At 67.8% G+C, this 20,659-nt stretch carries 16 protein-coding genes; 9 read left to right on the top strand and 7 right to left on the bottom strand.

Annotated features, from left to right (window positions below):
- Positions 1-87 precede the first annotated feature (87 nt).
- Positions 88-2,439: a phosphocholine-specific phospholipase C gene (locus WS89_RS19490; RefSeq protein WP_059792775.1), complete on the bottom strand. Its 2,352-nt coding sequence runs from the start codon at positions 2,437-2,439 to the stop codon at positions 88-90.
- 587 nt (positions 2,440-3,026) lie between these two features.
- Here WS89_RS19490 and WS89_RS19495 point away from each other — a divergent pair.
- Together WS89_RS19495 and WS89_RS19500 are read left to right on the top strand one after the other, a co-directional pair.
- Positions 3,027-3,527: a GNAT family N-acetyltransferase gene (locus WS89_RS19495; RefSeq protein ID WP_034205918.1), complete on the top strand. Its 501-nt coding sequence runs from the start codon at positions 3,027-3,029 to the stop codon at positions 3,525-3,527.
- Between the two features lie 257 nt (positions 3,528-3,784).
- Positions 3,785-5,380, top strand: coding sequence for a thioredoxin family protein (locus tag WS89_RS19500; RefSeq protein ID WP_059792777.1), 1,596 nt, complete (start codon positions 3,785-3,787; stop codon positions 5,378-5,380).
- A 34-nt stretch (positions 5,381-5,414) separates the two neighbouring features.
- On the opposite strand, the gene WS89_RS19505 is transcribed toward WS89_RS19500, so the two are convergent.
- Positions 5,415-5,666, bottom strand: a complete 252-nt coding sequence (locus tag WS89_RS19505; protein WP_027781686.1) for a DUF4148 domain-containing protein — start codon at positions 5,664-5,666, stop codon at positions 5,415-5,417.
- Between the two features lie 298 nt (positions 5,667-5,964).
- Positions 5,965-7,368 (bottom strand): GntP family permease, encoded by a 1,404-nt coding sequence (locus tag WS89_RS19510; protein WP_059499514.1) that lies wholly within the window; start codon positions 7,366-7,368, stop codon positions 5,965-5,967.
- A 316-nt stretch (positions 7,369-7,684) separates the two neighbouring features.
- Between WS89_RS19510 and WS89_RS19515 the strand changes: the two genes are divergently transcribed.
- From WS89_RS19515 to WS89_RS19535, 5 genes are all read left to right on the top strand, one after another.
- The gene (locus tag WS89_RS19515; protein ID WP_059499513.1) at positions 7,685-9,172 is read left to right on the top strand and encodes a sigma-54 interaction domain-containing protein; all 1,488 of its coding nucleotides are present in this window, start codon (positions 7,685-7,687) and stop codon (positions 9,170-9,172) included.
- A 54-nt stretch (positions 9,173-9,226) separates the two neighbouring features.
- Complete coding sequence (locus tag WS89_RS19520; RefSeq protein WP_059792779.1) at positions 9,227-9,754, top strand: BON domain-containing protein; 528 nt, start codon at positions 9,227-9,229, stop codon at positions 9,752-9,754.
- Between the two features lie 61 nt (positions 9,755-9,815).
- Positions 9,816-10,088: a hypothetical protein gene (locus WS89_RS19525; RefSeq protein ID WP_082741903.1), complete on the top strand. Its 273-nt coding sequence runs from the start codon at positions 9,816-9,818 to the stop codon at positions 10,086-10,088.
- A 103-nt stretch (positions 10,089-10,191) separates the two neighbouring features.
- Positions 10,192-10,497, top strand: coding sequence for an H-NS histone family protein (locus WS89_RS19530; protein ID WP_059792781.1), 306 nt, complete (start codon positions 10,192-10,194; stop codon positions 10,495-10,497).
- A 582-nt stretch (positions 10,498-11,079) separates the two neighbouring features.
- Positions 11,080-13,437, top strand: a complete 2,358-nt coding sequence (locus tag WS89_RS19535) for a GNAT family N-acetyltransferase (protein ID WP_059792783.1) — start codon at positions 11,080-11,082, stop codon at positions 13,435-13,437.
- Between the two features lie 651 nt (positions 13,438-14,088).
- Here the strand turns inward: WS89_RS19535 and WS89_RS19540 are convergent.
- The gene (locus WS89_RS19540) at positions 14,089-14,640 is read right to left on the bottom strand and encodes a hypothetical protein (protein WP_059499509.1); all 552 of its coding nucleotides are present in this window, start codon (positions 14,638-14,640) and stop codon (positions 14,089-14,091) included.
- A 175-nt stretch (positions 14,641-14,815) separates the two neighbouring features.
- Positions 14,816-15,637 carry an IclR family transcriptional regulator gene (locus tag WS89_RS19545; protein WP_059499508.1) on the bottom strand — a complete coding sequence of 274 codons (822 nt, stop codon included), beginning with the start codon at positions 15,635-15,637 and terminating at the stop codon, positions 14,816-14,818.
- A 661-nt stretch (positions 15,638-16,298) separates the two neighbouring features.
- Here WS89_RS19545 and WS89_RS19555 point away from each other — a divergent pair.
- The gene (locus tag WS89_RS19555) at positions 16,299-17,147 is read left to right on the top strand and encodes an ureidoglycolate lyase (protein ID WP_059792788.1); all 849 of its coding nucleotides are present in this window, start codon (positions 16,299-16,301) and stop codon (positions 17,145-17,147) included.
- A 186-nt stretch (positions 17,148-17,333) separates the two neighbouring features.
- Here WS89_RS19555 and WS89_RS19560 read toward each other — a convergent pair whose 3' ends face one another.
- Complete coding sequence (locus tag WS89_RS19560) at positions 17,334-17,717, bottom strand: VOC family protein (protein WP_027781675.1); 384 nt, start codon at positions 17,715-17,717, stop codon at positions 17,334-17,336.
- A gap of 271 nt (positions 17,718-17,988) precedes the next feature.
- On the opposite strand from WS89_RS19560, the gene WS89_RS19565 reads away from it, so the two are divergent.
- Complete coding sequence (locus tag WS89_RS19565; RefSeq protein ID WP_257128187.1) at positions 17,989-18,615, top strand: CGNR zinc finger domain-containing protein; 627 nt, start codon at positions 17,989-17,991, stop codon at positions 18,613-18,615.
- A 15-nt stretch (positions 18,616-18,630) separates the two neighbouring features.
- Here WS89_RS19565 and prpR read toward each other — a convergent pair whose 3' ends face one another.
- Positions 18,631-20,604 (bottom strand): propionate catabolism operon regulatory protein PrpR, encoded by a 1,974-nt coding sequence (gene prpR / locus WS89_RS19570; protein ID WP_059792792.1) that lies wholly within the window; start codon positions 20,602-20,604, stop codon positions 18,631-18,633.
- Positions 20,605-20,659 lie beyond the last annotated feature (55 nt).

Raw genomic sequence — 20,659 nt, forward strand, 5'->3', positions numbered from 1 at the left:
CCGGCCGAAACCGGTGCCCGAGCGGCGTTCTCGGCCGTGCCGACACGGGCGGCGACGCGCGCTGCGCCGCGCGTCGCCGCGGCGGCGTCAGAAGCGGTCGGCGAGCCCCATCGCCGGGTCGCTGACCGAGTGCCGGCCGGTTTCCACGCGGCCGGCCACGCGGCGCGAGAAGCTCGCGTCGCTGTCGGCGGTGACGATGAAGTCGTACCAGTAGCCGGTCGAGTCGAGCTTCCAGTGCAGTTCGGACTGGTCGCCGGCGTGCACCGTGACGGTCCACGTGGTGCCGGCGCCATGGCCGTTGCCCCGACCCTGGTCGTTACCATTTTCGTTGTCGCGGCCATGACCGTGGTCGTCGTTTCCGCCGTGTCCGGACAGCGGCCCGTAGACCTGGTTCGACTTCACCGTGAAGCGCACCGTGCCGCCGCCGTCGTTGCGCAGCCGCAGGTGCAGGTTGCCGCTCGCGCCCGCATAGCCGACGCGTACTTCCGGATGCGGCGCGCGCGCCCCGGCCAGACGGCTCAGGTCGCCGGTGAAGCGGCGGTGATAGCCGTTCGGGCCGAGCACCCACAGGTCATATTTACCGCCATCGTCGGCGCGCGCGGCCCAGTCGCCGTGCAGCGTCTTGCCGGGCTCGACGACGTAGCGCCGCGGCAGCCGGTCGAGGTGCAGCTTGTCATAGACGTGAAACACGGCGGCGGCGCGGCCGGTGTTCGCGAACTTCAGCGTGACCGTGCCGGCGCCGGCATCGGTGCGTGCGCTCGCGTGCAGTTCGTACGGCAACGCGCGCGACGGGCGCACGCCGGTCGCCTGTGCGGGCAGCGCGGGCGTCGCGGGCGGCACGATTTTCGGCGCGGTTTGCTGCGCGGCGCTTAGCGCGTCGACCTGGCTTTTCGTCGTACGGCCCGCGAGCGTCGGCAGCGGCTCGTTGTTCGGCGTGCGGAAATTGAATGCGCTCGTCAGGTCGCCGCACACCGCGCGGCGGTACGCGCCGATCTGCGGCTCCGCGACGCCGAAGCGCGCCTCGAGGAAGCGCAGCGTCGACGTATGGTCGAACACCTGCGAGTTGACCCAGCCGCCGCGGCTCCACGGCGACACGATCCACATCGGCACGCGCGGGCCCGGGCCGTACGGACGGCCGTCGGTTGCCGGCTGGCTCGACGTGGCCGGCGTGAAGTCGTGATACTCGACCGCGACGTCGGCGGCCGACAGCGTATGGCCGCCCGCGAGCGTGCCGTCGGCGTTGCGCGACGGCACGGCCGGCGACGGCATGTGGTCGAAGAAGCCGTCGTTCTCGTCGTAGTTGACCAGCAGCACGGTCTTGCTCCAGACCTCCGGGTTCGCCGTCAGCGCGTCGAGCACGGCCTGCACGTACCAGCCGCCCTGCGCGGGGCTCGACGGCCCCGGGTGCTCGCTGTACGCGGACGGCGGGATGATCCACGACACTTCCGGCAGCTTGCCGTTGCGGATGTCGTCGCGGAACGTTTCGAGAAAGCCGTACGGCATCGTGTTGCCGAAGCCCTTCGCGAGCGGGCTCAGCGGATCGTCGATCGCGGGGTCGTAGAACGCGCCGGCCGCCGTCACCGGCTGCGTGATATCGGTCGACGCGACGTACGCGGGCCGGCGTGCGGCCGGCATCTGCTCGATCGCCGCGCGCCAGTGGCGGAAGCTCATCATCTCGTTGCAGCCGAAGTTGTCGATCAGGCTCTGGTAGACCTTCCAGCTCACGCCCGCCCCTTGCAGCCGGTCGGCATAGGTCGTCCAGGTCCAGCCCTGGCTTGACGGGCCGATGTCGTTGCCGCCGTTGAACTGGTTGTTCAGCGCGGCGATCTTCACGCGGCTGCCGTCGGCCGGGCTGATGCCGTTCGGGCCGTTGGTGCCGCTCCAGTAGAACAGGCGGTTCGCGATCGTGCCCGTGTGCATCCCGCAGTGATAGTGGTCGCACAGCGTGAACGCATCGGCGAGCGCGCGCTGGAACGGCACTTCGGCCGCGTCGTAATAGCCCATCGACAGCGGCGTCTTCGCGTCCGGCCAGCGGTTCATCCGGCCGTGATCCCACGCGGCCTGCGCGTCGGCCCACGTGTGCGGCGTGCCGCCCGCGCGCTGCGCGTTGCCCTGGCGCGCGTCGAGGTGATACGGCGTCACGGTCGCGGCGGGCGCCGCCTTCGTGTGCGTCTGATAGAACACGTCGCGGCCGTTCGGCGACGGCACCGCGAAGCGGTCGCCATAGCCGCGCACGCCCTTGAACGTGCCGAAGTAACTGTCGAACGCTCGGTTCTCCATCATCAGCAGCACGACGTGCTTGACGTCCTGGATGGTCCCCGTTTCATGGAAGGCGGGAATGGCGAGCGCGCGGCGAATGCTCGGCGGAAACGCGGACAGCGCGGCGGCGGCGAGGCCGGAGCCGGCGGTCTGCTGAAGGAATTTGCGACGTGACGTCATGGCGTTCGGATCCTGTGAAGGTGGGAGCGTTCGTGAGTTCGTCCGGCGGTGCCCGCGCGTGGTCCCGCCCCGGGACGATCCGCGATGCGTGCGTGTTCGGGGCATCGGCCGTGCGTCGCGGCGGTGCGCGTATCGCGCCCGACGCGCGACGTTGCGCGAATACTGCGGCCTTGCCGTCGCGATCCTGTGCGCCGCACGCTCGTGATGCGCGGGGCAGGTGCCGGCACACACCGTCCCGGCGCATGGCCGGGCTGAGGCGGCGCCCAGTCTAGGGACACGACATGACGTCGACGTGATGAAGAAATGACATCGCGTGTCGCGTGCGTGACGTTGTGTGTGCAACGATTCGTTCAAGCGCGAATGCGAGGCCGAGTATGGTAAGAAATTACCGATCGTCGCAGGGGCGACCGGTCGGAATTTTCCGGATGTTGCGAGGACGGCACACGCGCGTTTCGTTGCGGATGCAACCTGACGTGCGCCGGCGTGACGCCCATGTTTCAAATGCGTGAAATCGGCTAAGCTCGACGCGTTGCTGCGCACGTGCGCAGTCCGCGCGTTCGGCGCGACTTTTCGGAACCGGCCCACCCATGACCGATATCAGGATCCGGCACAGCGAGACGCACGACGTCGACGCGATCCGGCAGATCGCCGCGCATCCCGCGGTGTACACGAATACGTTGCAGCAGCCATTTCCGTCGCTCGAGAAATGGCGGAAGCGGCTCGACGACGTGCGCGAGCACGGCGTGAGCCTCGTTGCCGAAATCGACGGCACGGTGGTCGGCCATCTCGGCCTGCATCCCGAGCCGAATCCCCGCCGGCGCCACGCGGCGGCGCTCGGCATGATGGTCGACGCGGCCCATCACGGGCGCGGCATCGGCGGCCGGCTACTCGCGGCCGCGATCGATCTCGCGGAGAACTGGCTGAACATCACGCGTCTCGAGCTGACCGTGTTTACCGACAACCGAGCGGCGATCGCACTCTACGAGCAACACGGTTTCCGCATCGAAGGCGAATCGCCGGATTACGCGTTGCGCGACGGCGTGCATGCGTCCGTGTATCACATGGCCCGCATCAGGACGCGGCAATGAAGGGCCGGCCGTCGCGGACGTGACGGCACGCGGCCGCGGCGCCGCGCGTCATATTCAATCGAGAATTCGTTCGTTTTCCTTCGGCTATACCTGTCGTATCTTCAAACGATTTGCCGGTCGCTGCGGCCGGCTTCGTGTTTCCGTATCGATGCATGCGCGGCGCTGCACGGCGTTCGGCCTCATCGCCATCGCATCGCGGCCCTCGTTGCGCACGCGGCATCCCCCTGAAACCGTCCTTTTCAACGGAACCCGCTTCGATGAAAACCGTTCTCCGCAATCTCACCGCCGCCTGCCTGTTCGCTGCCGCCGCTGCGGCGCTTGCCGCTGCCGCGCCCGCGGGCGTCCCGGCGGCGAACGCAGCGCCCGACGGCGCGCATCTGCCGCCCGGCATCGCGTGGCAACACGGCGACGTCGATGCCGCGTTCGCGCTCGCGAAGCGCGAGGGCAAGCCGCTGCTGCTGTACTGGGGCGCGGTATGGTGTCCGTCGTGCAACCAGGTGAAGTCGACGATCTTCAGCCAGCAGGCATTCAAGGCACGTTCGTCGTTCTTCGTGCCCGTGTATCTCGACGGCGATACCGAAAGCGCGCAGAAGCTCGGCGAGCGTTTCAAGGTGCACGGCTATCCGACGATGATCCTGTTCCGCCCCGACGGCACCGAAGTGACGCGGCTGCCGGGCGAAGCCGATCTCGACCGCTACATGCAGGCGCTGTCGCTCGGGATGACGGCCGCGCATCCGGTGCGGCAGACGCTCGCGACGGCGCTGAAGAACGGCGCGTCGCTGACGCCGGACGAATGGCGCCTGCTGGCCGACTATTCGTGGGATACCGACGGCGCGTTGCCGGTGCCGGCCGATCGCGTCGCCGAGACGCTGCAGTCGCTTGCGCAACGCGCCCGGGCGGCGGGTGCGAAAGCCGAATCGGCGCGCTTCGCGCTGAAGTCGGCGGTGGTCGCCGCGTCGGACGACCCGGCGCAGGCCGGTGCGCTCGACAAGGCCGCGCTTGCCGATTCGCTGCGCACGGTGCTGCGCGATCCGGCGCTGTCGCGGGCCGATTCGGATGTGCTGGTCGCGGCGCCTGCGCGCGTGGTCGCGTATCTCGGCGGCGACGACGCGCAGCGCACGAAGTTGCGCGGCGCGTACGACACGGCGCTGGCGCGCCTGTCGACCGACGGCACGCTGTCGTCGATCGATCGGCTGATGGCGCTGCACGGCCGCGTGCTGCTCGCGCGCGGCGACGCGCGCAAGGGCGCACCGCCCGCCGCACCGGCGCTCGCCGACACCGCGCGCAAACAGATCGCCGCGTCGGTGCAGCGCGCGGCGAACGCGTACGAGCGGCAGGCGCTCGTCAGCGAAGGCGCGGACACGCTGACCGACGCAGGGCTGTACGACGAATCGGATGCGTTGCTGAAGGCCGAGCTGCCGCGTTCGTCCACGCCGTACTACTTCATGTCGGGGCTGGCCGCGAACGCGAAGGCGCGCGGCGACAAGGCGGCCGCGCTCGACTGGTATCGCAAGGCGTACGACGCGGCGAGCGGGCCGGCGACGAAGCTGCGCTGGGGCGCGACTTATTTTGCGAATGCGGTCGAACTGGCGCCGGACGATTCGGCGCGCATCGAAGGGATTGCGGCCAGTGTGCTCGCGCAGGCCGACAAGACCCGGGACGCGTTCTACGGCGCGAACCTGCGCGCGCTGACCAAGGTCGTCACGCAACTGAACCGCTGGCGCGGCAGCGGCGCGCACGATGCGTCGGTCAGGTCGGTCGTGAAGCAGTTCGACGGCGTGTGCGGGAAGCTGCCGGCGGGTGATCCGCAGGCGGCGGCGTGCGCGAAGCTGATCCAGCCCGTGAAGGCGTAACGGCGCACGGAGGGATCGCCGGGCGGGCCGACGATTACCGGCCCGACTCCGACGACGCGCCGCGATCGCTGCCGTATCCGGCGTCGTGCTGACGGGCGATCTTCGCTTCGGCGGATACGATGCTGGCCGGATAGAACCAGTCGCTCGACTGGAAGCCGGCCTGCTTGAGCGCCTTGACTTCGGCGTGGACCTGCGCGCGCGTGAGCGGCGGGTTCGACTGGGCCTGCGCGGCGAACGGGGCCGAGACGGCCAGCGCGATGGCAATGGCTTGGATCAGGCGTTTCATGATGGGGACCTCCACGATTTCCGGTGAATCGCGGCGCTTCGTTCGTCGAAGCGCCGCGAGCGTTGAAACCAGTGTAGGCCGAGGCGGGTGCCTGAAAAATGCGATCGCGCCCAACGCAGTGTTTTGCTGCGGGTAACAATGGGTGGGGGATGGCTCGGACGACGGCCGGCGTGTCGATTTGGCGCAGGGAAATGAAAATCGGACCGGATGCGCTTGCCGGAATCCGTTCCGGTGCGCATGCGGTCCGATCCTGAAAGGCGAGAAGGCGGCGCACGAAACGCCGCCCCGATGCCAACGCTTACACGAGCCCCGTCGCGTAGTACACGGCGATCACGAAGAATACCGCGAGCGTCTTGATGACGGTGACCGCGAAGATGTCGCGATACGACTCGCGGTGCGTGAGGCCCGTGACGGCGAGCAGCGTGATGACCGCGCCGTTGTGCGGGAGCGTGTCCATGCCGCCGCTCGCCATCGCGACGACCCGGTGCAGCACATCCATCGGGATGTTGGCCGCCTGCGCGCCCTTGATGAACAGGTCCGACATCGCGGCGAGCGCGATGCTCATGCCGCCGGACGCGGAGCCAGTGATACCCGCGAGCGAGCTGACCGACACGGCTGCGTTGACGAGCGGGTTCGGGATGCTCTTCAGCGCATCGCTGACGACGAGGAAGCCCGGCAGCGCGGCGATCACGCCGCCGAAGCCGTATTCCGACGCGGTGTTCATCGCGGCGAGCAGCGCGCCGGCGACGGCGGCCTTCGAGCCGGCCGCGAAGCGATCGCTGACGCGCTTGAATGCGGTCAGCACGACCAGCACGATCCCGAGCAGCAGCGCGGCCTCGACCGACCAGATCGCGACGACCGTCTTGATCGACGTCGTGACCGGCGCGTGCACGCCCGGCAGCACTTCCGGCGCGACCGTGTAAGACGCGGCGCCGTACCACTGCGGGATCAGCTTCGTGAATGCGAAGTTCGACACGCCGACGAGGATCAGCGGCAGGATCGCCAGCGCGGGATGCGGCAGCGCCGTTGCCTCGACGCGCTCCGGCTCGTTGACGAGCGACGTGCCGTAGCCTTCGCCCTTCGCCATCGCCGAACGGCGGCGCCATTCGAGATACGCGAGGCCGACGACGATGATGAACAGCGAGCCGATCGTGCCGAGCGCGGGCGCGGCCCAGGCAGTCGTCTTGAAGAACGTGGTCGGGATGATGTTCTGGATCTGCGGCGTGCCGGGCAGCGAATCCATCGTGAACGAGAACGCGCCGAGTGCAATCGCGCCGGGCATCAGCCGTTTCGGGATGTTGCTCTGACGATAGAGTTCGGCCGCGAACGGATAGACCGCGAACACCACGACGAACAGCGATACGCCGCCATAGGTGAGCAGCGCGCACACCGCGACGATCACCGCATTCGCGCGCGAGCGGCCGATGTAGCGGATCGCCGCATGGACGATCGACTCGGAGAACCCGGACAGTTCGATCACCTTGCCGAACACGGCGCCGAGCATGAAGACCGGGAAATACAGTTTGACGAAGCCGACCATCTTCTCCATGAAGATGCCGGAGAAGACCGGTGCGACGGCGGCGGGTTCGGTCAGCAGCACCGCTCCGAGCGCGGCGATCGGCGCGAACAGGATCACGCTGTAGCCGCGATACGCGGCAAACATCAGGAACGCCAGCGCGGCGAGGACGATCACGAAAGACAAGGGAGTCTCCTAATGGCTTTGGTTGTTGTTCGATCGCGCGGTGCGCCGCGGACCGGCTCAGGTTCGTGCAGGTTTCGTGCCATCGGCCGGATTGCGCCGCCGGACATGGGTCCGCCTGCGGCCGGCGGCCTCGCGCCGGTGCAGGTCTGATGATTCTACATAAAACGTCTCCATCCGGAGACGTTTTAGCCATCCGGTCGACCGTCGAAATCGTGCAGGGCTTTCCCGGACAACGCATTGCGGCGTGTCTCCGGAGTGAGATAATCCGTCTCGTTCCGGAGACATCCGGCCGACGATAAACGGAGACGAAGACACGATGATGAACGACTGGGCCCGCCTGCCCGTCAACTACGGCGACGTGCTGCGGCGCGCTGCCGAGTCGCTGTTCCGGACCTTCGAGGATTCGAGTGCGGGCACGGTGGTGGTCGATCGCAACGCGCGCGTGGTGTGGATGAACGAGCGTTACGCGGCGCGCTTCGGGTTCGCCGATCCGCAGCAGGCCGTCGGTCTCGACTGCGAGGCCGTGATTCCGAACAGCCTGATGCGCGAGGTCGTGTCGACCGGGCAGCCGATCCTGCTCGACATCATGGAGACGGGCCGCGAGCCGCTCGTCGTCACGCGCCTGCCGTTGAAGAACGAGGCCGGCGAGACGGTTGGCGCGATCGGCTTCGCGCTGTTCGACCAGTTGAAGACGCTCACGCCGATTTTTTCCCGCTACGCGCAGCTTCAGCAGCAACTGATTGCGACGCAGCGCTCGCTCGCCCAGGCGCGCCGCGCGAAATACACGTTTGCGAGCTTCGTCGGCACGAGTGCCGCGAGCCTCGAGACCAAGCGCCAGGCGCGTCGCGCCGCGCAGGTCGATTCGCCGGTGCTGCTGCTCGGCGAGACGGGCACCGGCAAGGAACTGCTCGCTCACGCGATTCACGCGGCGTCGGCGCGTGCGCTCCAGCCGCTCGTGACCGTCAACGTCGCCGCGATTCCCGACACGCTGCTCGAAACCGAATTCTTCGGCGCGGCGCCCGGCGCGTACACCGGTGCCGATCGCAAGGGGCGCGTCGGAAAATTCGAGCTGGCCGATCGCGGCACGCTGTTTCTCGACGAGATCGGCGACATGCCGCTGCCGTTGCAGGGCAAGCTGCTGCGCGTGCTGCAGGACAAGGAGTTCGAGCCGGTCGGCTCGAACCGGATCGTGCGCGCGGACGTGCGCATCATTGCCGCCACGTCGGCCGACCTGCCGGCGCTCGTGGCAGCCGGGCGGTTTCGCGCGGATCTCTATTACCGGCTGAACGTGCTGACGATTCATGCGCCGCCGTTGCGCGAGCGCGCATCCGACATCGCGGCGCTCGTCTACGCGACGCTCGAGGAACTGGCGGCCCAGCACGGGCGCGCCGCGCACTGCGAGCTGACCGACGATGCGTTGCGGATGCTGTGCGCGTATCCGTGGCCCGGCAACGTGCGCGAGTTGCGCAATACGCTCGAACGCGCGCTGATGCTGTCGGACCGTTCGGTGATCGACGCGCGTGCGCTCGCGCCGTTTCTGGGGCCGGTGCGCATCTCGCCGGAGGGCGCCGCGCCGGCGCAGCGGGTTGCCGCGGCACCGGCCGAGCAGCGCGCGGGCGATGCGTCGACGGCATCCGGTGCGCCGGCCGCCTCGTATGCCGATGCGCTGGCGGCGTGGGAGCGACGGTTTCTGACCGATGCGCTGGCGGCCTGTGACGGGAAGGTCGTCGAAGCGGCCGCGCGTATCGGGATCGGCCGCGCGACGCTGTACAAGAAACTGGCGGCGCTCGGTATCGACCGGTAGGCCGATCGGCGATGCCGATGCGGCTCGACGTAACGCATCGAACGGGAGATCACGATGAAGCGGATCGGCATTGCAGGATGGCTGACCATGTTGCTCGCGAGCGCCGCACTCGCGCAGGCTGGCGACGCCGATGCGCCCGAGGCGCGGCGCAACTGGTACAACGATCCGTTCGTCGCGCTGTCGCAGGACGTGGCCGAATGCCCGTTGCCGCTCGGCCCGTGGATGACGCGCGCCGAGATGACGGACGATGCGCACTACCGCGCCGAACGCGGCACGACCTGCTGGCTCGCCCATCGCTGCACGAAGCCGAACTCGTATATGTATGACGCGTCGATCGCCGATGCCGCGAAGGCGCACTTCGCCGGCTCCGATCGTCTGCGCGGCACGAGCTTGTGGATCACCGTACAGCGACGTTTCATCTACGTCGAAGGATGCGCGGATACGACGTTCGATCGTCAGGCGCTGCAACGCGAATTCGAGGCGCTTCCGGACGTCGAGCAGGTTTTCGTTCGCATCACCGAGGATCCGCGCAAGCACTTGCCGTACAAGGCGCGCGGGCAACCCGAGCGCACGCCGGACTGACGGCCGAAGGGCTGCCCATGGCATACTCGCGACATTCAAAAAAAGGTTGACGGGAAGAACGATGAAACACATGCTTGCGTCGGTCTGTCGGTGGCCTCGGGCGGCCGTGATGTTGGCTCTGGTTGCAGGGCTCGGCGGGTGCGGCGGCAGTGCTCCGCTGTTCACTTCGGACGGGCGTCCGACCACTCAGGTGCAATGCACCGGCAGCGACTGGAGTAATTGCACCGACAATGCCCGGGCCATGTGCAACGGAGATTTCGACGTGATCCAGCAATCGACGGATGACGCCGTGCGAAATCTTCTCTTCGCATGCAAGAAGAAGAGCGGTTATTGATCCCGAAATGACCTGCTGAGGAGATCACGATCGGGCGACGCGCTTTTCTGTTTGCTTTGAGTCCCTTGTTTTTCACGAATAACACTCATGGAGTCCCATCCATATGGCGACCTACAGGCAACTGAGCGCGCAGCTCGAACGGCTTCAGCAAAAAATCGACAAGGAACGTGAAAAGGCGGTTGCCGACGCGATTGCGGAAATCCGCGCGAAAATCGACGAATACGACATTACGCCGGAAGAGCTCGGTTTTCTTCCGGCAAAATCGGCTGCCACCGCTACCGCTGCGAAGCCCAAGCGACCCTTGCCGCCGAAGTACCTGAACCCGAAGACGGGCGAAACCTGGAGCGGCCGCGGGCGGGCGCCCGCATGGCTGGGCAAGAATCGCGGACGTTTCCTGATCAAGGACTGACTCCCGAAAATCCTCACCTTTCGTGCGCCGACCGACGGTGCGAACGGCCATGCGGCCTTCGCACCGTTTTGTTTTGGCGCAATCGTCATGCGATTTTCCCGGGCGAATTGAAGTGCAACGTCGCGCAATCAACGGATCCCGTTTTGCGAATTCGCCGCGATCCGGCCGCATATTGCCGCGAATTCCCGTAAACAGCCGCGTAATGGCGCAATGCATGCGCATTGCCATTCGCGCTTTTCGCGGTGCATGCCTGACGCGGATTTTCATCACCTTTCGCATGCTGGCGCGGTGTGTCGTGCAATTCCCGAAGATACTCACCTTGGCTCCTGTAAATCCTCACCTTTGAGAAGCGGCTGCAGCGTCGTGCCGCGTTACGTGCATCGCGGGAAGAACTGGTGCTGCGACGCCGGCCGCGTGGGTTGCAGTCCATGGTGCGAGCATTGACGTCCGTCGAATAGCCGGCCGTTCGGCATATAGGCAGTCGCGGGCGCTTCGCCTATGCTTGGGATTCGCGTCGATCGGCGCACGGCCTGCGTGGCCGCATGCCGATCGTGTCGTCTTTCGTCACCGCAGGGAGCCGATGTGACCGTTCGCCATCTCGATGCGTTGTTCCAGCCCAAGTCCGTGGCGGTCGTCGGCGCGTCGTCGCGCGCCGGCAGTATCGGCGCGATGGTGTGGTCCCGTGTGCTCGACGGCGCGTTCCGGGGGCCCGTGTGGCCGGTCAATCCGAAATATCGCGAGCTGGACGGGCATGCGGTCGTCTCCGATGTCGACCGGCTGCCCACGCCGCCGTCGGTTGCGGTGATCTGCACGCCGCCCGCGACCTGGGCCGGCATCGTGCGCAAGCTCGGCGAGCTCGGCACGCGCATCGCGGTGATCGTCGGCGAGGCGCGCACCGAGGCCGATCGCGCCGCGGTCGATCGCACGCTGAAGGCGGCGAAGCCGTTCGTGCTCCGTATCGTCGGGCCCGGCAGTCTCGGCGTGTCGTCGCCCGCGCGGCATGCGCATTTCGGCGCGCCTGCCTATACGGCGCGATCGGGCGGCGTCGCGTGGGTGTCGCAATCGAATGCGCTGACGAACGCGGTGCTTGGCTGGGCCGATGCGCGGGGCCTCGGCTTTTCGCATGTCGTCGCGCTCGGCAGCGAATCCGATGTCGATGCGGGCGACGTCCTCGACTATCTGGCGAGCGATCCCGGCACGCGCGCGATCCTGCTCGAGCTCGATACCGTGCGCGCGGCGCGCAAGTTCATGTCGGCGGCGCGCGCGGCCGCACGCAACAAGCCGGTGCTCGCGTTGCGCACCGGCCGTGCCGATCCCGGCGATGCGCTCTATACGGCGGCGTTCCAGCGCGCGGGCATGGTGCGCGTCGACGCGCTCGACGATCTGCTCGACGAAATCGAGACGCTCGGCGTCGGCCGCGTCACCGCGCGGGGCGCGGCGACGCTCGTGACGAGCGATGCGGGCGTGGCGAAACTCGCGGTCGATGCGGTTGCCGAAGTGCGCGACGTGCTGGCCGCCTGGTCGCCCGCGGCAACGTCGGCCATCGCGGCGGCGCTGCCGCACCTCGCGGCGCCCGGCAATCCGCTCACGCTGGGCGACGACGCGCGCCCCGAGCACTTTGCCGCGGCAATCAAGGCGCTCGCCCCGTTTCCGCAGACGGGCACGCTGTTCGTCGTTCATTCCACTTCGCACAGCGCGCCGGCCGATTCGGTCGCGCGCACGCTGATCGACGCGCGGCAGCATGCGCATCGCGGCATCCTCGCGTGTTTCTTCGGCGCGGTGGACGCGGCGACGCGCGATGCGCTGCACGCGAACGGCATTCCGGTGCACACGACGCCGCAGCGGCTCGCCCGCGCGTATGCGCGTCTCGTCGACTACAACCTCGGGCGCCAATTGCTGATGCAGACGCCGGAGGGTACGCCGCCGCAGCCGGCCGAGTGCGTGGCGTCTGCCCAAGCCGACGCACGTCGCATGGTCGAAGCCGGTCAGCATGAGCTGGCCGGCGAAGCCGCGCTGCACTGGCTGTCCCGTTTCGGTCTGCAGGGCGAGCAGCCCAACGAACCGGCCGGCAAGAACGTCGTCGACATCACGGTCGACATGTACGACGATTCGAACTTCGGTCCGGTGTTTCGCTATGCCGTGCCACCGGCCGACGGCGTATCGGCGCCGCTCGTCGTCTACGGCCTGCCGCCGCTGAACACGGTGCTCGCCCGCGCAGTGATGGAGCGTTCGCCGTATGCGCGCAGCACGCCCGTCGAGCCGACGCTCGACGCGCTGACGGCGCTGTCGCAGGTCGTGTGCGACGTGCGCGAAGTCGTTGCGATGTCGATCACGCTGCGCGTGCTGTCCGACCGAACGTGGGTGGTCGCGTCACGCATCACGCTGGCTTCGGGGCGTAGCCGGCTCGCGATCATGCCGTATCCGCGGCACCTCGAGCAGACGCTCGAGTGGCGCGGCGAGACGGTGACGATCCGTCCGATCCGTCCGGAAGACGAGGCCGCACACAACGAGCTGCTCGGTGCGATGACGCCGGAAGATCTGCGGATGCGTTTCTTCGGCGCGGTGCGCAGCTTCGATCACTCGCAGGTGGCGCGCATGACGCAGATCGACTACGACCGTGAGATGGCTTTCATCGTGTCGTTCACCGATGTGTCGGGGCGCGACCACACGCTCGCGGTCGCGCGTGCGGTCGCCGATCCCGACAACGAGACGGCGGAGTTCGCGATCGCGGTACGGCCGGATCAAAAGGGCAAGGGGCTCGGCCGGCTGATGATGACCCGCATCATCGACTACGCGCGCTCGCGCGGCACCACCTGGATGGTCGGCGAGGCGCTGCGCGAGAATTCGGCGATGATCTCGCTCGCGAAATCGTGCGGGTTTGCGGTGTCGACGACGGAGGAGCCCGGCGTCGTGGGTTTCAGGATGAAGTTGCAGCCGTAGGCGTCGGCTTCAGGTCCGGCGCTTGGGGCAGCGCATGGCGTCGACGCGTCCGAACATCTCGCCATGTCGCACGCTAAATAAGGAATGCAAAGCATTCGGGGCGGCCTTGAAGCAAAGCGTTCGGCAACGTGTCGGAGCTGCCGGTCGAAGCGATACAGCAACGCACGCATGGTGTCCGGCGATGCTCGCAGCGTGCTGCGATATTGGTCCGCCGCAGCCGTTTCCACCGATGTGCCTGCAAGCATTCGCTGCCGTGTTCCGGCCTCGCGTTTTCAAAGCCGTCGCCAAGGTGAGACTTTTCGGGAGCGGCGAGTGAGCTTTTCCGGGGCAGCATGGTGAGCCGATACGGGAGGGTTCGGTGAGCTCTCCCGGGAACGGCCGGTGAGTACCTGCGGGAGACGCCGGTGAGCCTTTCCGGGAGGCTTCGGTGAGCACCTGCGGGAGCGATTGGTGAGGACGTTCGGGAGCCGTCAGTGAGCGTCTCCGGAGTCTCGGGTGAGGCTTTTCGGGAGACCATGGTGAGCGCTTGCAGGATGCCGAGGTGAGCTTTTTCGGGAGCATGCTGACGCACGGCTCCCGTGGGCGCGACGCCGGCCCGTGCCGGCGTGAAGCGCGAGTGCGGGCACGCAGGAACCGTGCCCGCGATTACATTCACGCAGCGAGTTTCGACGCCGCGTCGTTCACCTGGTCGCGCGAAATCGCGAGTTCCTCGAGGTGCGCATCGGCATAGACTGCACCGGTTTCGCGTTCGAGGCGGGCGATCGTGAGCGCACAACGCGCGGTGTCTTTCGGCATCGCGATGAAGCGCCTGACCGACTCGCCGGACGTGAACGCGTCGAACAGTGCGCCGCGCACGTCGTCGGGAAGCGTCTTGGTCCACTGGTACGGCTTGCCGTTGAACGTGATCGACGGCGGCAGCGTGCGTTCCTTCTTGGTCGCCGTGATGAGCCCGTAGGTGCGCGCCGCGTCGCCGATCTGCTCGGGCGAGAAGAGTTCGTCGGGTGTGATGTCGAACTGCTCGATGTAGTTTTCGATCGCCTGCATTGCGGCGGCACGATCGTCGCGCTTTTTCTGCGCGCGCGCGACGATATCGCGCAACTCGTCCGCTTCCTCGGGCGTGATCGTGAAGCTTGCCTGCTTCTGCTGAAGTTCGGAGAAACGCTGGAATTCTTGATCGTTCAGAAGTTTGGCCATGACATCCATCGAATACGACGGCCGTGACAACCGGCCGCCGTAGTTTTTGAGAGGGCCGCTATTCTAGCGTAGCGCCGCGGGTGCCCGATGCGACGCCGCGCATCGGGCACCGCACGGGCGTCGCGCATACCCGGAGCCGGCGCCGCTGCGCCGTGCCCGTGCATTTTGCCGGGTAACCCGCGCGTCAGCAGGTCTCGGTGCGGCACATCGACAGATGTGCGGCCGTATCGCGCAGTGCCCCGACGACCACGTCGACGGACGGCGCCATGTGCGCATCGATCCGGCGCATGTACGGGCAGGTCAGCACCGCGATCGCGTGGCCGGCCGGCCCGAGGATCGGCACGGTCAGGTCGGTCACGCCGTACGCTTGCCGGCTGTCCTGGCGCAGATAGCCGGACTGCCGGATCGACTGACACGCATTCGCGAGCTCCTGCTCGTTCAGCGGCGCCTCGCCCTTGACCTTGCAGTGCTCGGCCAGCATATGCGCGCGTTGCTCGGCGCTTTGGTACGCCAGCATCATGCAGCCCGACGCCGTATCGGCGAGGCCGACGCGCGAGCCGAGCCGGACCGACACGCCCCACGGGCCGGGCCCGTCCACCTGCGCGATCACGAGCAGGTTGCCGCGATCGTAGACGGACAGGTGGCACGACTGCTCGGCGGCATCGGCGAAGCGCTGCATCGGCGGCAGCGCCTCGGCGATCAGCCGGTTCATCGGCGGATGCCGGTGCGCAAGTGCGAACAGCTTGAGGCTGAGCGTGTAGCGGTCGCCGCCGGTCGAACGCATCACGTAGCGGCGCGCGACGAGGCGTTCGAGCATCCGGTAGATCTCGCTCGCGTTACGGCCGAGCTCCTTCGTGATTTCGGTGCGGGTGAGTCCTTCCTTCTGCTCGGACAGGAGTTCGAGAATGTCGAGGCCCTTGTCGAGCGCGGGTGCGCGATAGCGGTCGATTGCGGCCATCGATTCCCGTGCGTCGCAGCCGGGAAGCGGGTCGTTGGTTGTCTGCATTGTCGGTGTGAGGTTGGGGGATTACCGTCGATCGGTCGGCGACGCACGCTGGCCGGTTCTGCACGCGTATAGGGCGGCCCCGCGGAGCCATGGAAACCATCCGTGTGAGCTTAGCAATAAACATACAGTGTGCAATGCAGCGTCTTTTTACCGATCGTTACCGAACAAGAACGGATGGGCAAACGTTTTCGATGACAGGGGCACCCCGAATTGCCAGTATTCATGCACCGATGGCAGGCACCGCCGCGAATGACGGCCGAGCGATCGACGTGGGTGCAGCGGGTGCTGCGCCGCAGCGTCGGCAGGCGCACCAATAGTCGGTATCCGTCGCGCGTCATTTCACGGCGCGCGGCCGATGGTACAAAGGCTTGCGGGCCAGCGACGGCGCGGCCGCGCGTGCAGCCGGCCGGCATAGGCCGGCACGCGTCGCGGATGCCGGGCCGTCGTCGCCGATGCGCAGACCGGCGGCCGCCCGTTCGATGCGCGCCGTACCGTCGTACGGCGCCGCGATCGCTGCGCCCGCGCGACTCTCGCGCGTCGACGGCACGCCGCATACGGCGCCGACGCGTGCACTCGACGATCGACAACCCGTCCGGCGCGCGGCCGCGAAAGGCCGCGTCGGCCGGTATCCTGTCCCATTCGACAACAGAGGTTAAGCACGATGAAACTGCTTCGCTATGGCCCGTCCGGCCAGGAAAAGCCCGGCATCCTCGACGCGGCCGGCCGGATTCGCGACTTGTCCGCGCATGTGCCGGACCTTGCCGGCGATGTGCTGTCCGACGCGGGTCTCGCGCGGCTGCGCGCGATCGATCCTGCCACGCTGCCGCTCGTGTCCGGGGAGCCGCGTATCGGCGCGTGCGTCGGTCGCGTCGGCAAGTTCATCGGCATCGGCCTGAACTATGCCGACCACGCGGCCGAAGCCGGCATGGCGGTGCCGAAGGAGCCGGTCGTGTTCGGCAAGTGGACGAGTTCGATCTGCGGCCCGAACGACGGCATCGACATCCCGAAGGGTTCGGTCAAGACCGACTGGGAAGTGGAGCTGGGTGTCGTGATCGGCGCGACGTGCAAGGACGTCGACGAAGCGCGCGCGCTCGATTACGTCGCGGGCTACTGCGTCGTCAACGACGTGTCCGAGCGCGAATGGCAGATCGAGCGCGGCGGCCAGTGGGACAAGGGCAAGGGCTTCGACACGTTCGGCCCGCTCGGCCCGTGGCTCGTCACGCGCGACGAAGTGCCGGATCCGCAGCGTCTCCACCTGTGGCTCGAAGTCGACGGCCACCGCTATCAGAACGGCAACACGCGCACGATGGTGTTCACGGTCGCGCAACTGATCGCGTATCTGTCGACCTGCATGACGCTGCAGCCGGGCGACGTGATCACGACCGGTACGCCGCCGGGCGTCGGCATGGGCATCAAGCCGTCGCCGGTGTTCCTGAGGGCCGGCCAGACGGTGCGCCTCGGGATCGAAGGGCTCGGCGAGCAGTTGCAGAGCACGCGTAACGCGCAATGAGCGCGTGAACGGCGCGGGCCGGCGGGAGCATGTAGCCGCGCGCGCGGGCCATGCTGCCCGACCCGTGGGCACGACCGCCGCCGCGACCGGCGCGCACCGAACGACGATGTAGCCGAAACCATGGGCCCGATTCCGCGCGATGCGGAATCGGGCCTTTGTCGTTCGTCGGCGTCCGCACGCAGCGGATCAGACGACGTTGTCGAGCTCGCAATGCGCTTCGAGCCGATACCCGTCGGGATCGACGACGAACGCCGCGTAATAGCCGGGGCCGTAGTGCTCGCGCTTGCCGGGCCCGCCGTTGTCCTTGCCGCCGTGCTCGAGCGCGGCGCGGTAGAACGCATCGACCTCGACCGGCGACGCGGCCTTGAACGACAGGTGCAATCCCGAATCGGGATCGGCGACGACGGGGCGAGCCGCGTGCTGCAACCACAGCTCGGGCTCGGTCGTGCCGTACCCGATGGCGCCGTCGTCGCTATACAGACGCTTGTAGCCGAGTGCGCCGAGCGCGCTGTCGTAGAAGGTGCGGCTGCGGCCGATGTGTGCAACGCCGAACGAAAGGTGATCGATCATCTGTAGCTCCTTTGGACTGAGGGGGACTTCAGTGCGGCGAACCTGCTTATAGACACCATGCCAGCCGCTTGTAGCGAAGCGCGCCGAGCGTGATGTCGTCGTACGTGCGGCCGGCGGCGATGTGGATAACGTTGAACGAAAGACGATCGATCATCTGTGTCTCCTTGGATCGAAGGGCAGTGCAGCCCCCTGTTTTTAACCACCATGGCGGTTATGTTAGAAATCGCTCGGACGCTTGTCAACCGGCATGGTGGTTAGATACGATCGCACCATGAGAAAAACGCAACCTTCCGTCACGACGGACTGCCTGATCCCGGCGCCGTCCGAAACGCTGAGCCTCGATTTCGCGAACACGCTGTACTGGCGCGGCAGCGACCCGCCGACGGAAACCTTCGGCACGCTGGACGACCTGCTGGCGTGGTGCCGCGAACAGGCGGGCGTACCGGCCGAGCTGGCCGACGCATGTCGCGTGCCTGACGAAGAGAAAAAGGGCGACGCGCCGACGATGCTCGCGCAGGCGCTCGCGTTGCGCGAGGCGCTATACCGGCTGTTTCACGCCCAGGCGGAGCAGCGCGAGCCGCGGGATGCCGATCTCGCGCTGCTCGGCGGCTTTCTGGCGGAAGCGTCGCCGCGCGTTGCGCCGGTGCGCGTCGATGGCCGCTATGCGTGGCGGATCGACGCGCCGGGCGCCACGCTCGCGGGGCTGCTGAGCCCGGTGCTGTGGTCGGCGATCGACCTGCTCGGCGGCACGCGGCTCGCGAAGGTCAAGCGCTGTGCGAACGATGCATGCCAGTGGCTGTTCATCGACGACAGCAAGAACGGCAGCCGACGCTGGTGCTCGATGTCGTCGTGCGGCAATCGCGCGAAGGCGTATCGCCACTATCACAAGGCCGAATGACCGGGCGGCCCGAACCTATTTCGCCGACAGCTTCCGCCACAGCGTCGTCTTGCTGATGCCGAGCATCGCGCACGCGCGGTCGCGGTCGCCGCCGCACGCGTCGAGCACCGCACGGATCTCGTCGGCTTCCGCGCGACGGCGGCGCGCATGCAGTGTTTGCGTGTCGTCGGCGTCGGGCGGCGCGGCGAACAGTTCGGGCGCGATCGCCTGCAGCGCTCCGGGGGCGAGCGCCGCGCACGCGGCGCCCGGATCGCTTTCGTCGGCTTCCTCCGCCAGCTCCACCGCGATCCGCTCGACCACGTTCTGCAGTTCGCGGACGTTGCCGGGCCAGCGGTAGCGCGCGAGCGTCGCTTGCGTCGCGTCGAGCACACGCAGCGCGTCGTCGGTGTCGCGCACGCGTTCGGCGAGACGCGGCTCGCGCCGCGCAGCCTGCACGAGCAGCGTCGCCGCGAGCGCGGGAATGTCGGCCGCGCGCTCGCGCAGCGGCGGCAGGCCGACGTTCAGGATGTTGAGCCGGTAATAGAGATCCGCGCGGAACGTGCCGGCCTCGACGGCCGCGAGCAGCGGCCGGTGCGTCGCGGCGATCACGCGCACGTCGATGCGGATCGGCTCGGTCGAGCCGAGGCGGATCACCTCGCGCTCCTGCAGCGCGCGAAGCAGCCGGCTCTGCAGCGACGGCGGCATCTCGCCGATCTCGTCGAGAAACAGCGTGCCGCGGTGCGCGGCCTCGAACAAGCCGGTTTTGCCGCCGCGCCGCGCGCCGGTGAACGCGCCTTCTTCATAGCCGAACAGTTCGCTCTCGAGCAGCGCTTCCGGAAACGCGCCGCAGTTGACCGCGACGAACGGATAGTTGCGCCGCGCGGACAGCGCGTGCAGGCTCTGCGCGATCATTTCCTTGCCGGTGCCGCTTTCGCCGAGCACGAGCACGGTCGCGTCGGATTTCGCGTAGCGGCGCACGAGCTCGCGCACGCGCGTCATCGGCGCCGATGCGCCGACCACGTCGTCGAGCGCGTAGCGTGCGGCGAACTGCTGCGTGGTCGGTTGCGACCGCAACGCGCGATCGAGCCGTTCGACCGCGCGCGATTCCTGGAACGTCAGCACGCTGCCCGACGTGACGCCGCGATCGACCAGCGGCCCGCGATGCACGACGTAGCGCACGCCGCGTATCGTCGCGAGCGCGTCGCCGTCTTCGCCGCGCAGCGTGCGCAGCTCGGGCCGCAGGTCGACGAGCGCACGGCCGACGGCCGCCGCCGGTTCGACCCCGAGCGCCGACGCGAGCCGTTCGTTGATCGCCTCGACGCGGCCGTGCGCGTCGAGCGCGACCACGCCGTCGCGCAGGTGCTGCAGCAGCGTGTCGAGCCGCTGGCGGCGGAATGTCTCGGCGTGCGTCGCATACGCGACTTCGAGCGCCGTCTCGACCGCCTTGCGCACCGACGCATGCGAATACAGGAACACCGCGCCCATGCCGGCGCTCGCCGCGAGATCGGTGACGAGGCCCGGGCCGACGATCGTCTCGATGCCGCGATCGTGCAGGTCGTGCACGCAGGCTTCCGCTTCCTGCGCGGACTGATATGACGCAAACTGCACGTCGAGGCCGTACGCGGCGACGAAGCGGCGCACCTCGGGCGGCGTTTCGCCGGCGCTGACGAGCGCGATCCGCGCTGCATCGCGCCGCGCGCGCGCGAGCGCCTGCATCACGTCGAAGCCGGTCGGAGACACGACCACCACCGGCACCTGCGCCCGCGTTTTCAGGAAGCCGCCGTTCGAGCCGGCCGCGACGATCACGTCGGGCCGCGCGGCGCCGGCCTCGGCGATCGCGCTCAGCGCGTCCTCGTACGCGCGCGTCACGATGCGCACGTCGGCGCGTTCGTCGAATTCGCCGGCGATCTCGCGAAACAGGTCGCGCAGGCGGCTGATACCCATCGCCCAGATGCGCGGGCGCACCATGCGGTCGGCAGGGCCGACGGGCTTGGTCGAAGAGAGGTCCATGACGGCCGATTATGCGCGCGCGATTTCATTTTTGAAACATGAAATTGCCGAATTG

The sequence above is a fragment of the Burkholderia sp. MSMB1072 genome, assembly GCF_001524725.1.
Classification (GTDB): Bacteria; Pseudomonadota; Gammaproteobacteria; order Burkholderiales; family Burkholderiaceae; genus Burkholderia.